Raw genomic sequence first — 16,082 nt, forward strand, 5'->3', positions numbered from 1 at the left:
TGGTTCTCCCTAAGCGTTCACCTCAGGATTGGTTGCCAGCCTACGGCAATTCTTGATGGCATTCTGCCGGATAATCTGCGTCAAAATTATATCGTGCTGTAGCAACCGGCGATATAATATGGCAATTAAGAGCAGGAATCCGGTAAATAACAAGTAAAAGACCAGGTCGACACCCCGGCCAACACCCATCAGCGTTGCCAGATAAACGGGCAGGATAGGAACAGCTACGAACAAAATCCCGGCGAAGACAATCCCGATAAAAAACAGGCGGTATAGCAGCCGATTTCGGAACAGGCGAAGCGAAGCAATTGCCACGACCAGCAATAAAGCCGATAGCAAAAGCTGAATAGGCGTGAGTGTAAATTGAATGTCAGCCGTCATTAGCGAAAATATTTATTGATAAATACATCGATTAAGATATCGATAGCGCCCTGCCAACGTTGCCCTTTCACCTGGGAATACTCCGAATAAACAATATGCGTTGGACATTCGACATAACGCAGCTTCTGCCGTCGAATGTGCATCAGTATTTCGGATGCGTGGGCCATCCGGTTTTCCTTCAGTTGAATAACTCGCAACGCCTGCCGATTCATAACCCGGAAGCCATTGTGAGCGTCGGAAAGCCACAAGCCTGTCAGCAGGCCGTTAACCAGTCGGGCAACCCGCAGCAACAACCGTCTGAGACGCGGAATGGCCAGAAGGTCTTCCTGCCGCATAAATCGTGACCCCAGCACCACATCAACTTTTTGAGTTTTAAGGACCCCAACAAACCGATCAATATCGGCCGGGTTATGCTGCCCGTCGGCGTCGAAATGAACCACAATATCGGCTCCCTGCTGAAGCGCGAAGTCCATGCCGGTTTGCAAAGCGGCTCCCTGCCCCAGATTGATGTCGTGGCGCAGGTAATAGATGGGCAAATCGCGCACGGCATTGGCCGTATCGTCGGTAGAGGCATCGTCGATGAGTACAATCTGATACTGGTTACCCAGCGCCCGGATAGTCTGGCGAATGACCTTACCTTCATTGAAGGAAGGTATCAGAATGAAAATCTGGTCAGTCATTAGTACGGTAGATTTCAATATTACCCATTTTCGCCACTTGCTTCATGCACCGAATCTCTACCGGTTGTGGAGTTCGGTCGAACATAATGTAGCGCACATTGAGTTTTCTAAGCTTAGGCGAGCAGGGATCCAGGGCAACCTGATACCCATCTTCATACCCATTTTGAATGATAACCGTATCGGGATGAGCCGGGTCGATATAGCTACCATATACGGCATGTGCATACCGGTTGTAGGCCGAGTCTCGTTTGGCCGTTGGGTCCAGTACGTGCATTGTTTTAAAATCAGGCTGGTTTTTCACTCCACTCAATTGATTCACGCCCGTAGCGGTAACCAAGTAAGTAAGGTATTGACTGCCAAGCACAACCCAGCGGGCCTTAGGGTCCTGTAGATGAATTTCCCGCACTTTCTGATACAAGGCGTTTTGAGTAATGGGTACCATGCCTTTGCCAACGGGGTTAATTTTCAGATTGGGCAGCGTAAACAGGACAATAGCGCCTGCAATGACTACTTCTTTATAGCGAAATGTGGAAATGGGCAGCAGCAGGAAATTGAGCCCAATAAAAAAGAGTGTCGGCAGAAATAATTGATGCGATTTATAAATCCCATCGGCATCGTTCAGGTTCAGCCAGGCGGCATAAATCATGAACGCCACCACGCCAGCGCTTAGCAATGCCGCTACCGAACCGGTAAGCGTAATTTTCTTCGCATGGATATAGCTCAGATACAGTACAGCCAGCACCACATTGCCAATACCAAACGGAATTTGTGTTCGACGGGTTGGGCTAACGTCGAGCAGGGTTGCCTTCGCCAGAAATTCAGGAAAACCAACTTCAATCCAGATTAGCAAAATCAGTACGTAGCCTAGAATAATGGCCAGCAGTGGGTCAACTTTTCGGGTACGGACAAAATAAATCAGCGTACAAACGGTAATGACCGGCGTAAACGTGATGAAGTGGGAAGACTCGCAAATGTTAAGCCAGCTTTTAGGAAACACCTGATCATTGAGCAGCCAGCCGGCAAAGTATTCGGAAAACCAGTTGGCAATAAAGCCCGTACCACCGGTTTCGCTGCGTTTGCCTGGATAAACCGTATTGGACATCACGTCGATGGTTGATTTAGCATCCATATAATAGGTATAGAAGACTACCCCCATCAGGGCAAAAGCCAGTGCAAACACGCCCAATTTCATGCCTACCTTACTTAACAGCAATTGTTTGTCGTAATGCCGCCAGGTGTATCCTACCAGCAGAAACAACAATAAATAGCCCAACGGTACCTGATAGGGTGGATACAGGGTTAGAGCAAACATGGAAAAGCACCAGAAGAACAGGACACCCGCGATGAGTATGGTCCGGGTTTTGGTTGAAAAGAACATATACGCCGATGCCACCAGCATACCAAATCCGGCATAGATACTGGTGAGCAGGAAGAACGACCACCAAGCTAAACCCGGCGAAAAAACCAGCCAGAAAGCACCTAATACCGATAACCAGAACTGGTTACGCGTCAGAAGCATAAACGCCAGCATGACCGAGATAAGACCGAAACAAAGAATAAAATTCCAGCGCCAGGCAAACCCATGCTCAACATCAAAGAGGAAAAATCCCCAATAGTCAGGACGAAAAAACGAGACGAAGTGGTTGATGGGGAAATAGCCCACTAGCGCAACTTTTTCGCCCCCAATGGCCGGATTTTCAAGGGGAAACCCCTGGTTCGCCTGCGAGAGCATAAACGGGGCCAAAATAGCCCATTCATCCATCCGTATCGGTTTGGGCGTACCGGAAATAATTCCCCGACGGGCATCCGAACCGTCAGGAATAACGGTATTCCACATCCCTATCGACGAGTAATTAATCTTGGCCAGCGTTAGCAGGATAAACAATCCCACGCAGATTCCCAGAAACCATTTCACTCGTCTATCGAACCGAATTAGTTCAAAAGGCCGTTCATCTGGCATCACCTCCGATTGGGAAACAGCAGGTTTAGGCGCTTTGACTGGCTGATACGGGTCTATTCTGGTTTCTGGCTTAGCTTGCTTAATAACCGGGCCGGAGGGAGCAGTGGCAGGCGGGCCTTTTCTTTTTTTCGACATGAGTTCGACTACGGAGATCGATAGTATGGGCTTGGACTGGTATTTGCTAATACCTAATCAAACTTACTAATACCATGCCAAATTTACCACAGCCCTGTATTGTCTTTCTCATAATAACTAATTTCCGCGAATGAAGAAGGCAGTTGTGCGGCAGGCTTTGCCGGTTATTCTGGCCGCTGGCTTGTTGTGGTACGTTCTAAAAGATATTCCCCTGGCCGAACTGGGCGCTCAATTTCGTCAGGCTAACTATCGCTGGCTGATCGTTGTCGGGTTGGTTATTAGTTTATATCATCTCACACGGGCGGCCCGATGGCAACTTACCTTACAGGCTTTAGGCTACCGTCCTTCTCTGTTCCGTACAACAGTGGCCTTACTGGCAGGTACAATGGCCAGCATGATCATTCCGGGTGCGGGCGAACTTACCCGTTGCGGCACTCTCCAACGAACAGATGATATCCCAATTGCACAAGGATTAGGTTCAGTCGTAGCCGAGCGGGTAATTGATTTACTGATGCTGGGTGTCCTGATCGGTCTGACACTTTTTCTTGAGTTCAAGCGAGTCGGGCAATACATCGCAGATTTACTTACGCCTACCCTTACACGCATCACCTCTGGGGGGCAATCCAGGCCAATTCTCATCGGCTTGCTGGTTATAATAGTCCTGTTAACAGGAATCGGTTACGGGTTATTTAACAATCAATCATTTCGTCAACATCCCCTGGCGAAACGAATTGGTGCTATTGGTCGCAATGTGGGTACAGGATTTCTGGCCATTCGAAAGCTGAAACAACCTGGCTTATTTATCGGTCTCACCCTGGCTGGCTACCTATTAGCTTTTCTGACTACGTACATCCTCTTTTTCGCTTCTACACAAACCCGTGCGTTTCCTCCATCGGCTGCGCTGACCATTTTAACTGTAAGTTCTTTAGGTGGAATAGCCGTCCCAACGCAGGGTGGGATGGGCACCTATCATTTTCTGGTCAGTCGGGTACTAATGCTTTATGGAATGAACAAAACGGCGAGTGTTGTGCTGGCAACCTTCTTTCATGCAGCTCAAACGGGCTTTTCACTACTGTTTTCCAGCTTGAGCTTTTTGCTTATTCCTATACTCATCCAGCGCAAGGTAAGTAAACGTATAAGTTGATCAATTGCGACAAGCGTATGGTCACTGCAGGACACGGGAGCGAGGTTTGCAGGCTCAGTACAATTCATAAGATAAAGACGGCCTTTTCCTGCTCAGTTCTTCCCTCCACTTACTTTCCCGGCCCTAGCCGGGACGCCCGGTTGGGTAATCTCAAAGTTCTCTTTCTGCTTGGCATCGGCCACCATTTTGCGAACGTCGGCGAGCAGCTTTTTGGCATCGTACACCACGCCGTCTTTCACCGTGTAGGTAACCCCACCGATACGCTCCACTTCATTTTTGTCGCTGAGGTGGATGGCCCCCGTTCCGTAAAGAACTTTCAGATTGGCGAGTGGATTCTGATCGACAATGACGAAATCAGCGAGTTTACCAACCTCAACCGATCCAATCTGGTCAGCCATACCCAGAGCCTCAGCCCCTTTTAGGGTGGCGGCCCGGATAACTTCGAGCGGGTGAAACCCGGCTTCCCGCAGGAGTTCAAGTTCACGGATATAGGCAAATCCGTAAAGCTGATAAATAAACCCGGAATCAGACCCCGCCGTAACACGCCCGCCCCGATTTTTGTATTCGTTGATGAAGGTCATCCAAAGCTGATAATTCTTTTTCCAGGCCACCTCCTGCTCCGTTCCCCACGAATGCCAATACGACCCATGCGAAATCCGGCTTGGCCCATAAAAACGCCACAAGCTCGGCATCGTGTAGTCATCGTGCCATTCGGCGCGCCGGGCCAGCATCAGCTCCCGGTTAGCTTCGTAGATATTGAAAGTAGGATCAAGGGTAAAATCAAGGGCGATCAGTTCATCCATCACCTTGTTCCAGCGGTCGGTGCCGGGTTTGGCGGCCTGTTGCCAGAGATTGCCCGCTTCCTCGAACCGGTTTTGTTCGTTATTGTAATTATAATCGGCGGGGTAATCCTGAACGGTTTTATCGTCGAAAAGAGCTTCAGGAAGGCCATACCAGTGTTCCAGCGAGGTCAGGCCCGCTTTAGCCGTTGCCAGCGCGTTCATGCGAGCCACTTCCAGTTGGGCATGGTGACAGGCCGACCGCAGGCCAAGCTTCTTGTTTTCTTCCAGGGCTGCCCGAAAAATAGACGGTTCAGCCCCAAAAAACTTGATTCCGTCGGCGCCACGTTTGGCGTTCTGCTGCACCCAGGCGCGCGCCTGTTCGGGCGTGCTGATGGGCTCTTTGGCTCCTTGACCAAATACCGTGTAGGCTTTAATGCGCGGAGCCGTAATTTCGTTACGTTCGCTTTTAGCCCGATGCTCCAGTACCCAGTCGAGGCCGTTGCCACAGGATGGGTCCCGAATCGTAGTGATACCATGACCAAGCCAGAGCTTGAACACATATTCAGCATTAGCGCCCTGCGCCTGGCCACCAATGTGGCCGTGCATATCCACAAAGCCGGGCATCAGGTACATTCCCTCGCAGTTCAGTTCTTTATCGCCGGGGCCCGCTTGCGGACGTCCTTTAGGATCAATCGGAACACCCGGATAGCCAACTTGCTTGATTTGGGCGATTCGGTTTTTTTCCACCACAATATCGACGGGACCGTAGGGCGGAGCGCCTGTACTGTTGACCAGCGTGACGCCCCGAATGATGAGTTTCCCGAACGGACCATCGCCTTCATGGCGGGCAGGCGACTTCTCGACTTGAGCAAATGAACCGAAAAAGGTGAAGAATACGACACTAACCGAAAAGAGCAGTCGGGTATAAATTTTGGCCATGTTGAAGAAGATCGTTCAGCTAAACAGTTGTAAGATAAGCGAAACTACCGAACTTTTGCCCCGTTAAGCACACTTTACTATACGGAACCAATAATTAACGTATCGACGGGTTACGCCCCGAAAGGCTCATGACTAAATACATTGCCCTTTTTCTGTTGTTCCTTTTATCAGCCTGTTCCAGCGATGGCGACAAGACCAAAACCCGTACCGACGAGCCGATTTATACGCTCATCTTTTTAGATAAAACACGCAGCGTTAACGTCAACAATGCGTTTGTTGCCCGGAAATATCAGCAGGCGCTGAATGAAATTATTGAGCAGAACATCCGGCATAAAGGCGACAAACTCGAGGTCTATTTCATTCACGAAAATACCTCGAAAGCCCGCGCACTGACCATTACGACCCGCACCGACATGGAAGATGTATCAGCTGCCAGCGCCACCGACCGCGAAGCGGCCGAAACCGAATTTGACCTGGCGCTCAGCCGCGAAAAAGCGCAAATACGCCAGCGGGTATTCCAACAATTGGGGGCACAAAACGCAGGCGCGTCCAATCAGGAAACCGACATTTGGGCCAGCCTGCCCGTTATTGCCAAGGCAAACGAATCGGGGGCTACCGTGAATGTGTATTACCTAAGCGACATGATCGAAAGCGTGAAAGGCCCCACCCGACGGAATTTTCAGGTGAAGCCTCCCAAAGACAATGCTCAGGCTGATGAGTGGGCCAAAGCCGATGCGGGTCAATTGAAACGTTACACCATTGGCAGCCCCACCATCACCATGATTTTGCCCTTTGAACCCAATGCGTCGGTTAAGCAGAACAATCCGGCCGTGACCCAATACTGGCAAACCCTGTTTTCGGACTTGGGTGCTGGTACTGTAGAGGAGCAATAACTATTATTCTGTAACCGTTTCTCCGGCCGGAATCTCAAACTGATACCCTACGGAAAATCCGGAAAAATCGTTTTTTAAGCAATGCGAGGTTAATGACAAGCCCTCCCCTTCCCGACGAACAGACAGGTAATGAAACAACGGCTTGTAGTTTGTCGCCAGATCGGGCAATCGACTGGGTGACACATTTAGAGGTTGTTTGAGCCCTCCGCCCCCACCGATGACCAGAAACGTTTTGCCCTCAAACTGATAGCGCTCAAACGCGTGGGAGTGGCCCGTAATGAACAACCGCCCTTTCTGCGACCGCACATAAGCCGGAACAAACCGCTGCTGGACCAGCTTGGATGAGCCAACCAGTTTACTGTTTGAATAAGGCGCATGGTGGCAAGTGACAATAACGACCTTCACAGATGGGTCTTCATCCAGGTCTTTTAACGTTTGCTCATACCAGGTCTGCTGTTTCACTAAATCCGCTACGGAGAGAATACTGAAATTAGAATTCAACATAACAACCGCAATCGCATCGGTTATTTTTACATAACCGGTCGGATTGTGTTCCGGGAAACGAAGCTGGAAGTTTTTAGCCCCTTTGCGCGGGCGGCCCATTACATCGTGATTGCCCATGATGGCATAAACAGCCGTTCCTACGGCCGTGCAGCTAGCCAGAAACTGGTCGATAACCCGCCACTTATTCGACCGGTAACCCAGCGAAACAATATCGCCCAGCCAATAAAGAACGGCGGGTTTCAGGCGAACAATCTCATTGAAAATGGTGGTCGTTGCCTTGGTATTCTGGTGGGTGCGCAATACCAGACGCTCTACCCACATGGGTGCCTGCGTATCGCTTAAAAAAAATATATCTCGTTGATTAACTTCCTGTTCCATAACGTTCTACTAACAACTTACCACGAAAACGCCCGCCAAACGAGCTGGACTTCGGCCGTAAATGCCGCATTTTGAGCAGCTACGGCGTCAAACCATTTCAATTCACCGGCTACTCTAAAACGACGACCAATCGGATACGTGTATGAAGCTGCGGCCATCCAGCCCAAACTAGTTGTATTGGCAGTAACAGTACCCACATAATCCAACCGGGAGTAATTAAAATAGGCTCCTGTTCCGGCCGTCACCGCCAGGCGTCGGGTCAATGTCCGATCTGTACCCTTCAGCCAGGCCAGCGGCATTGAAAAGACCAATAGGACCGGAACTGCCGACACATACAAATGAACTGGGTCATTGGCCACCCGCCCCCGGTAACTATACATCGTTGTCCATCCCGTTTCCAGACCCACCCGCAGGCGGTGATCCGGATACCACATGACCCGCAGTGACCCAGGCGCCCCAAACCGACTCAAGTGCTTTTGTTCGATTGTATTTGGCACACCAAGGTGCGTTGCATAATACGACAGGCCGCCCCCTGCGGTCACCACAATGGTATAAGGTCCACGTTGAGTAGCTATTGAATCGGGCATGTAAGTTGGCTGACCTTTGGCTGACTGATGGCCAGCAAACAGATAGATGATTAACGCTATAGTTTGTAAACAAACTCGCATAGGATTACTGCTGTTCAACATAATGGTAGTAAGCAACGACTGGCGAGTAGTTAGACAAAATACCGTCGAAGTTATTCTGGCTGATAAATTCGCGAATAAACTCCGTTTCGTCGAGCGTCCAGACGAACACGGTCCGCCCTTCGGCTTTCATGGCGGCAACTTCTTCCGTTTGCGGACCAAGCGTCCAGCGGGGTGCCCATATTCGGGCGCCCAAACTGCGTGTGATGGCCGTATCTAACTCACACAGGATCGGCGTATTTTCTTTATCGGCCAGAGCCTCATAGGATTTTACAGCATCGGTGCTTGGCAGCCCAATTACGATGCGCAGGTTCCGTCCGGCCTGTAAAGCCTTTTGCCGATACTTTCGCTGAATAGCCTGTACCTTATCCATGGGGCCAATGTATTTGGTATCGAGCCAGACAAAACTCAGAGCCGTATTACTGACAACTGTTTCCAGGGCTTCTTCCAGAGTTGGGATTTTTTCGCCATTGACCAGTCGGACCAGCGAACTCAGCTGCTGGTAAGTATAGTTTTCCACCGGGCCGGTTAAACCACTTTTTTGAATAAGCCGCAGGTTGAGGGTATTATCATGGTACAAAATTGGAACGCCATCTTTTGTATAACGCACATCAATTTCGATCCCGGTTGCCCCTAAGCGTGACGCCAGCTTGATGATCTCAACCGAATTTTCGGAGGCTGGCAACAAATCCGATGTGCGGCCTCCGCTCCGGTGGGCCATAATGGCAAAAGGTCGCTGATTCAGGGGACGCTTATAGGTAAGGATTAAAGGCGTAGCAGGCTGAGCCGTCTTTTCGCCATATAACCCCGTCAGTACCAGCGTGTCGCCCGTCGCTAATTGGCCCAAAAAGGGTTGTAACTGACCGTTATGCCGGGCTTTAAGGGTTAGGCTGGTCAACCCAGTAGCCGTATTGACTAGTTTACGCCAATAGCCATTCACTACTAAACTATCTGTCTGAGTACCAACTTCCAGGTTAAAAAATCCCGCATCAAGTCCCGTAAAAATGGATAGGTAGTGTGTTGTATCAGACCCATTCAGGAGGTACGTCCACTTTAATGCCACCTGATCGCCAAACTGGCTGGACCCAGCCGTAACGGTATATACGCCTTCCATTGCCTGCCTGACGGAAGGCACAAACCGGCCCGAGCCAGGTGTATTCGTAAAGGTATACGGAACGGGTGCTTCGTAATCTTTTCGACAACTATTGAAGCCTATAAGGACTACCCCCAGGCCAATGAAATGGATCAGTTTCACAGGATAAAGCCGAAAATAAGTTGAGGATAGAACAGGTCCCGATCAAACGTGTCATAAAGCGACCACAACTGCCAGTTAAAATTGGAGTAAGCCGCCCGTATGCCAACAGAAACGTGGGTTTTATTATAAAAAGGCTGTTCCAAAACGGCTGTGAAGGCCACGCCGTTTATTTGCCGTTTATTGTATTCGACCGCCAGTGAACCTACCTGCGATTTATAATACAGGTCAATAATCGCTTCGGATCGAACCGTTAGCTGCAGGTCTCTGGTCAGTCGATACCCCACCGATAAATTTGGGAACGTTTCGATCCCATACGCCTGGCTGTTGAATACGTCTTTGATTAGCAATGCGCCAAACCAGCCGTGTAGATCATAGCCTACGGATGCCGACAGCCGATTGGTGATGGGCGTGGCCCACCGTAAGCCTACACCCAGGTTACTTTGTACGAGTTGCGTTTGTATACGGCCTACTGCGTATAAGTGCCTGCCCAGGGCTCGCTGAATGTTGAAATCAATGGCCGGTACACTAACACGGACCTCTTCGGTTAACTCGGGTGGTGTAGTTGTAAATACGGCCCCGATAGATCTTCGCCACTTAGTTGCCGGCGGTGATTGTGGAAAGTAAATACCTGGCTGCGCGGGCCAGGGCTTGGTTGCTTGTGCCATTGCGGCCGATGCTGCGAACATCATCAAACAACCGATCTGGCAATGTCTGGTAATTATTTTTTCGATGGTGGCCACTTGACAACTACTATGAAAGTCAAATGGAATAAACTGCAGGGATACGAAATATGTTATAAACACATAAGAATATACGTCACATAAGAACCGCTGATCAGTTAATTAGTTGATTTTCCATTGTTGAACCAACTGGCCAAACAACATCAATAATTTTCCAGATGACCCAGGTTTAGTTAAAAAGGCATTGGCTCCCAACTCCATAGCCTTCGCTTCATCTTCATAATGGCTTGACGTCGTTAAAACCACTACTGGAAGACTTTTATAGGCTGGCTCAGCTCGCAATTGCTGTAGGACTTCAAACCCATTCAGGTGAGGCATATTTAAATCAAGTAGAATAAGACTGGGCTTAATATCACTTTCATCAAGAGCGGGCAGCAGTTCCTCACCATCATTCAATCGCCTGACATTAACTGGTGGCTTCAAGGTTTTGAAGGCGATCTCAAACAGATATTGATCGTCTTCATCGTCGTCTACAATCCAGACAACAGGTGGGGAGTGAACAGACATAAAGTAAAGTAAAAGGACACTATCTGATGTTAATACATGAATGAAGCAACTGTAAACATACCCAATAAATCGGTTAACACGGCAGCGGAACTGTTAAGTGGAGCGTATACCTTATCCAATGGGCCTACATTATTGTAAGCGGCTACTTTTCTTGTTATTATGTGAATAAATAACCTGCGTCAGTAAATCAGTCAAATTCTAGTAAGCCAATGGGCAAAAATGACAACTAAAGCTAGGCTTTTATCCGTTTTCAATAGATATGTTGGCAATTGGCTAAATCCAGGGTTAGGCCTCATGGTGATCTTGTAAATCCTTACCTGATTCAATAGGGGTGTTGCAGAACGATCGTTCTTCTTTACAGTAGGGAATGGCCGGAGATAGAATTGCCAGCCTTAACTAGTTGGTCTCGGCATTGCCTTGTTCATCGGCTGTATGGGCTTGTATGGCCTCGTCCTGTTCATGGTCGTGCAGCGAACTAAAGAGGTTGGCGTACGCAAAGTTTTAGGGGCTGGTATGGGCAGTATTCTGTGGCCGTTCAGTCGGGAGCTTGTGCGACTGATTGGCCTGGCTTTCATTCTGGCTGCCCCTGTGGCGTGGTGGGTGATGAGTGGCTGGCTGAACAATTTTGTCTATAAGATTTCGCTCAGCCCTTTCATTTTTCTGCTGGCCTTGCTGGCAACGGGAGTCGTTGCGCTGCTCACGGTGATTTTTCAGAGCGTGAAGGCGGCTCTGATGAACCCGGTGAAGTCATTACGGAGCGAATAAGGAGGTGGTTGGAACATCAGCCAGCCTGAATTCTTTGTTACACCATTAATTGAAGCTCGCTCTAAATTCCAGAGGAGAAAAATTCGTTTTTGATTTAAACAATTTGCTGAACGATTGCGGATGCTCGAAGCCTAACTGATAAGCTATTTCGCCTACCGTCAGGTTACTGATTGTTAAAACTTCCTTTGCCTTCTCGATGAGTTTATGGTGAATATATTGCTGCGTATTCTGTCCGGTTAGTGTCCGCAACAAATCGCCTAAGTATCTTGGTGAAACATGTAATTCGTCTGCCAGAAACTGAACCGTTGGCAATCCATTCACTAAGGCCGTTTCATCGTTAAAATAGGTGTGTAGCAATAAGTCTACTTTTCCCAGCAACGCATTATTCATAGGTTTTCGGGTGATAAACTGACGTTTATAGAAGCGCTGACTATAGTTCAACAGCAGTTCCAGTTGCGCGATCAATACATCCTGGCTGAGGTCATCGATTGCCGCTTCCAGCTCGTCGCCTATGTTTTTAGCTATAGCGGTAATGATTGTCTTTTCTTTATCCGATACGTGTAGCGATTCGGTAACCGAGTAAGCGAAAAAACCATAATTTTTGATTTTGGTATCCAGCTGATAACTCCGCAAAAAATCGGGATGTATCAGTAAAGTAAAACCTGAGCTTGAATCTGAGATTTCAAGTCCGGTTAACGGCTGCCCAGGCGATGTAAAAAACATACCACCTTCATCAAAATCATACGTAGTTTGTCCGTATCTCATTCGGCAACCGGCCGAGTCGTTGTAAGTAATGTTGTAAAAGTCCATTGCAAAAGTGGGGGCCAGCATTTCGCTGGTGATTTTCACTTTGCTGTAGTCGAGCAGGCTGATCAGTGGATGCAGAGGCTGCGGCAAACCAAAAGCCCGTTGCATTTCTGTAATAGAATGATAGATGCGTGGTTTGTTTCTTGGTTCTCCTTTCATGGCTATGTAACGTTACTGCCGGTACAAATTGTGCCAATATGTACCGGCAAAGTATTTTTAGAATTCCGGTTATGCATCAGCCAGCATTTGCTTAATGCCTTCTCTGAAAGCCTCATCACCTACGGCAAGGCGCTGTGCATACATAGTTTTTGCATCTTCGCCACATACATAGCGCAACGTGTTCTTGCCATCAGTAGCGGCCTGGTACACGACGTCTGCAATCAGCTCTGCGGTAGAAACGATTTTATCAGGAGCGGTGGCAGCCAGAAACTTACTCAACAAGGTTTCGTAAGCCGGATGCGAAGCAATCACTGATTTAGTCCCTATTTCGGTAGCCACCAGACCGGGTTCTATGGTTTTGATGCCAATGCCAAATTGGTTCAATTCAAACGACAGACTTTCGCTCCAGCCTTCCAGCGCCCATTTACTGGCATCGTACATGGAACTGACAGGGAAACCCATCAAACCAGCTAACGAACCAGTGGTTATAAAAAGTCCGGCTTTCTTCTCCCGGAAATAGGGAATAAAAGCCTGCGTAACACGAACAACACCCAGGAAATTGGTTTCCATTTGACGAACCAGTTGTTGGTCGGTGATGGCTTCCAAGGCGCCCATCAGTGCGTAACCTGCATTGTTAAACACGACGTCTATAGGGCCCAACGCCAGTGCTTTTTGTGTGGTCTCTATAATCTGTTCTCTGTCGGTCACATCTAGTGGCAGCAGGGTTACATTATCCAACGAATTTAACTCTTTCTCATCTTCCGGCTTACGCATGGTCGCAATCACACTCCAGCCTTTATTGGCAAACAGTTTTGCTGTTGCCTTACCAATTCCTGCCGAAGCTCCAGTAATAAAAATGGTCTTTGTCATTTTTTCGTTCTTTTTTAGAGATACAAAGCTCCTTGGCCAATGCTTGCGGCCCGTAGTCAAACTGGCGAATCTTGTAGTCAAACTGGTGAGAGACCCAATTCTCACGCACTATTCGGCGAACGGCAGTAACTATATAGTTCTACCCTGTCCATTTCCTGTTCATTAATGTGCCGACCGTTTTAGCCATCCTGGATGGATTAGTCTCTTCTCTGAAGAGTATCCTGTTTTTATAATGTTTAGTAAACCAAATTGACTACCCTCTCGTTGAGTCACTAGTTTATTGTCTACCTGATTCGTTTATGCAACCGGCCATTTCTGCGACATCCCCTGCCATTCCTACCGGCCTAATCCGGGTTATTATTGTTATTACGGCTATATCGGCCGCTGTTATGGAGCTCATCGACGTCACTATAGTCAATGTAGCCCTGAATGAAATTGCGGGTGCCTTAGGTGCCACGATCGAAGATGTGGCCTGGGTAGTTACCTCCTACGCCATCGCCAACGTGATCATTATTCCCATGACCGGTTTTCTGGCTGATTATTTCGGGCGCAAGAAGTACTATGTGGCCTCCATTATTCTGTTTACCATTGCTTCCTATTTCTGCGCCAGCTCGACTAATTTGTGGGAATTAGTGTTCTGGCGATTTATCCAGGGGATGGGTGGAGGAGCGCTGTTATCGACTTCGCAAGGTATTATTTTTGACGCCTTCCCGCCGGAAAAACGTGGTATCGCTTCGGGTATTTTTGGTATGGGCATTATCCTGGGGCCAACGTTGGGACCATTTCTGGGCGGTGTGATTGTCGACAACTACCACTGGTCGTATATTTTCTACGTCAACGTGCCCATTGGCATTATAGCTACCATTCTAACCCTACTTTACATCGCTAAAAAGCCGGGCGAGGGCACTCGCAAGCACCAGATAAAGATTGATTACCCGGGAATCTTATTATTGGCGGTGGGCGTGGGCTCGCTGCAATATGTACTTGAGAAAGGGCAGTCGGATGACTGGTTTGATTCACAAACCATTATGCTGCTGACGGTAACGGCCGTGGTAGGGCTGGTCGGATTCGTCTGGCGGCAACTGACCACCGACCATCCGGTGGTCAACCTGCGGGTGCTGGGTAAGGGCACGCTTGGGGTGTCCACTATTTTTAGCTTTGTAGCTGGCCTTGGGCTGTTTACCTCCGTTTTTGTGTATCCGGTGCTGGTTCAGCGCATCAATGGATTCACGCCTACGATGACAGGTATTTCCTTGCTTTGGCCAACCCTGGTGGGTATTCCTCTGTTCCCTCTGATTGGTAAACGACTTTCAGTAGGGGCCTCTCCACTCCCTTTTATTATTGTGGGTATGTGTACGTTTGTGGTGTTCGGCTTCTATAGCGGTACCCTGAACGGGCAGGCCAATCAATGGGACTTTTTCTGGGCGCAGTTGATGCGTGTCTTTGCCGTAACGATGCTGCAGTTACCGCTCATTAATCAGGCCGTCGCGGGCTTACCGCCCCAGGACTTCCCCTCAGCCATCGCTCTTAATAATATGATTCGGCAATTAGGCGGGGCTTTTGGCATTGCCTTAGCCAACACATTCGTCACCCGCGATTATGCCCAGCATCGGTACGATTTAGTCAGTAATCTCGACCCCTCTAACCCCCTGCTCACAGAGCGACTCAATTTGCTGGGTGGAGCCAGTCAGCGGGCTTACAAAATTCTGGATCTGACGGTGGATAGACAGGCTTACCTGCTGGCCTACCTGGATACGTTTCGACTAGTGGGTATTTTCTTCCTGGCCATTCTGCCCTTGGTTTATTTCCTGCGGACCAAAAAGAAATCGGCTGCGGAGGTAGCTTTAGCGGCTCAAGCCATGTCGGAAGCCCATTAAGAAAAAGGCATACCTTACCCGTACGTTTAAACAGTAATTGTTACTGTTTCAATTTGGCTATGTTCGAAAGTTAAGTTAACCGAACGCTCCCCCTTGGGCCGGGTCCTATGGACTACGTTTTTAGGAACACTGAAAAGTTGACCGGGAGCCAACTCAATGGTTTCACTCTCCAGATCAATCAGTAAAATACCCTCAATCGTGATAAATGTCTCATCTGAGTTGGGATGATAATGCCAGTAATAAGGCTGAGTCATCACACTTAACTTAACCACATGGTCATTAACGGTAGTTAACGAGAAGTTCGCATAGTTGGTCGTCACGGCGCGGATCAGGTCGCCCAAATCAAGTCGGGTCAGTGGGGCATCATTCATAAGGGGCTAACAGTTAGATTAAATTATATAAAGTTCTTGTGTCGTCGTAAATCCTCTACAAACGAGATAGCTCCAGTAGTTCATCAAAGATTGGTGTGGTCTACGTTTTCCAGTAAACACTTCGTCTATTAGTTGCCGGAAAGATTAGAGGACTCAAGTTGGTGGCGACAATATAGCCACACCTGTTGTACAAGCGACTCTTTCACATAGATAGCTAGCAGGAGCGTAACCAATTCTATTCCGTAAACT

16 protein-coding genes are annotated in these 16,082 nt (G+C 48.6%); 4 read left to right on the plus strand and 12 right to left on the minus strand.

Annotated elements, in window-relative coordinates:
* Positions 1–9 precede the first annotated feature (9 nt).
* Genes SD10_RS26225 through SD10_RS26235 form a run of 3 tightly spaced genes read right to left on the minus strand, consistent with a single transcriptional unit; the run spans position 10 to position 3,156 of the window.
* A complete protein-coding gene (locus tag SD10_RS26225; protein ID WP_046578125.1) occupies positions 10–381 on the minus strand; it encodes a DUF2304 domain-containing protein in 372 nt (123 codons plus the stop codon).
* Entirely contained in the window at positions 381–1,061 is a 681-nt protein-coding gene (locus SD10_RS26230) for a glycosyltransferase family 2 protein (RefSeq protein WP_046578126.1), read from the minus strand. Before SD10_RS26230 ends, SD10_RS26225 begins: the two co-directional genes overlap by 1 nt.
* The gene (locus tag SD10_RS26235) at positions 1,054–3,156 is read right to left on the minus strand and encodes a DUF7657 domain-containing protein (RefSeq protein WP_046578128.1); all 2,103 of its coding nucleotides are present in this window, start codon (positions 3,154–3,156) and stop codon (positions 1,054–1,056) included. The genes SD10_RS26230 and SD10_RS26235 overlap by 8 nt, the downstream gene beginning before the upstream one ends.
* A gap of 130 nt (positions 3,157–3,286) precedes the next feature.
* On the opposite strand from SD10_RS26235, the gene SD10_RS26240 reads away from it, so the two are divergent.
* A complete protein-coding gene (locus tag SD10_RS26240; protein ID WP_046578130.1) occupies positions 3,287–4,300 on the plus strand; it encodes a lysylphosphatidylglycerol synthase transmembrane domain-containing protein in 1,014 nt (337 codons plus the stop codon).
* A 92-nt stretch (positions 4,301–4,392) separates the two neighbouring features.
* Here the strand turns inward: SD10_RS26240 and SD10_RS26245 are convergent, their stop codons facing one another.
* The gene (locus SD10_RS26245; RefSeq protein ID WP_046578132.1) at positions 4,393–6,021 is read right to left on the minus strand and encodes an amidohydrolase family protein; all 1,629 of its coding nucleotides are present in this window, start codon (positions 6,019–6,021) and stop codon (positions 4,393–4,395) included.
* Between the two features lie 128 nt (positions 6,022–6,149).
* Here SD10_RS26245 and SD10_RS26250 point away from each other — a divergent pair, with 128 nt between their 5' ends.
* Positions 6,150–6,914 (plus strand): hypothetical protein, encoded by a 765-nt coding sequence (locus tag SD10_RS26250; protein ID WP_046578135.1) that lies wholly within the window; start codon positions 6,150–6,152, stop codon positions 6,912–6,914.
* Between the two features lie 3 nt (positions 6,915–6,917).
* Here SD10_RS26250 and SD10_RS26255 read toward each other — a convergent pair whose 3' ends face one another.
* The 5 genes from SD10_RS26255 to SD10_RS26275 all read right to left on the minus strand — a co-directional run bounded on the left by SD10_RS26255 (position 6,918) and on the right by SD10_RS26275 (position 10,984).
* Positions 6,918–7,796, minus strand: coding sequence for a metallophosphoesterase family protein (locus tag SD10_RS26255; protein ID WP_046578137.1), 879 nt, complete (start codon positions 7,794–7,796; stop codon positions 6,918–6,920).
* Between the two features lie 17 nt (positions 7,797–7,813).
* Positions 7,814–8,383: a hypothetical protein gene (locus tag SD10_RS26260; RefSeq protein WP_227699073.1), complete on the minus strand. Its 570-nt coding sequence runs from the start codon at positions 8,381–8,383 to the stop codon at positions 7,814–7,816.
* 85 nt (positions 8,384–8,468) lie between these two features.
* The gene (locus tag SD10_RS26265) at positions 8,469–9,737 is read right to left on the minus strand and encodes a glycerophosphodiester phosphodiesterase (protein WP_046578138.1); all 1,269 of its coding nucleotides are present in this window, start codon (positions 9,735–9,737) and stop codon (positions 8,469–8,471) included.
* Entirely contained in the window at positions 9,734–10,402 is a 669-nt protein-coding gene (locus tag SD10_RS26270; protein ID WP_227699074.1) for a hypothetical protein, read from the minus strand. Before SD10_RS26270 ends, SD10_RS26265 begins: the two co-directional genes overlap by 4 nt.
* A 177-nt stretch (positions 10,403–10,579) precedes the next feature.
* Positions 10,580–10,984, minus strand: coding sequence for a response regulator (locus SD10_RS26275; protein WP_046578140.1), 405 nt, complete (start codon positions 10,982–10,984; stop codon positions 10,580–10,582).
* 432 nt (positions 10,985–11,416) lie between these two features.
* Here SD10_RS26275 and SD10_RS26280 point away from each other — a divergent pair, with 432 nt between their 5' ends.
* On the plus strand, positions 11,417–11,749 hold the full coding sequence (locus SD10_RS26280) for an ABC transporter permease (RefSeq protein WP_046578141.1): 333 nt from the start codon (positions 11,417–11,419) through the stop codon (positions 11,747–11,749).
* 45 nt (positions 11,750–11,794) lie between these two features.
* Here SD10_RS26280 and SD10_RS26285 read toward each other — a convergent pair whose 3' ends face one another.
* Both SD10_RS26285 and SD10_RS26290 read right to left on the minus strand, forming a co-directional pair.
* A complete protein-coding gene (locus tag SD10_RS26285) occupies positions 11,795–12,715 on the minus strand; it encodes a helix-turn-helix domain-containing protein (RefSeq protein WP_046578142.1) in 921 nt (306 codons plus the stop codon).
* 69 nt (positions 12,716–12,784) lie between these two features.
* Complete coding sequence (locus SD10_RS26290; protein WP_046578146.1) at positions 12,785–13,585, minus strand: SDR family oxidoreductase; 801 nt, start codon at positions 13,583–13,585, stop codon at positions 12,785–12,787.
* Between the two features lie 299 nt (positions 13,586–13,884).
* Here SD10_RS26290 and SD10_RS26295 point away from each other — a divergent pair, with 299 nt between their 5' ends.
* Positions 13,885–15,462: a DHA2 family efflux MFS transporter permease subunit gene (locus tag SD10_RS26295; protein ID WP_046578147.1), complete on the plus strand. Its 1,578-nt coding sequence runs from the start codon at positions 13,885–13,887 to the stop codon at positions 15,460–15,462.
* Positions 15,463–15,488: 26 nt separating this feature from the next.
* Here the strand turns inward: SD10_RS26295 and SD10_RS26300 are convergent, their stop codons facing one another.
* Positions 15,489–15,833 (minus strand): cupin domain-containing protein, encoded by a 345-nt coding sequence (locus tag SD10_RS26300; RefSeq protein ID WP_046578148.1) that lies wholly within the window; start codon positions 15,831–15,833, stop codon positions 15,489–15,491.
* Positions 15,834–16,082 lie beyond the last annotated feature (249 nt).

The organism is Spirosoma radiotolerans, from assembly GCF_000974425.1.
In the GTDB taxonomy this organism is placed as follows: Bacteria; Bacteroidota; Bacteroidia; order Cytophagales; family Spirosomataceae; genus Spirosoma; species Spirosoma radiotolerans.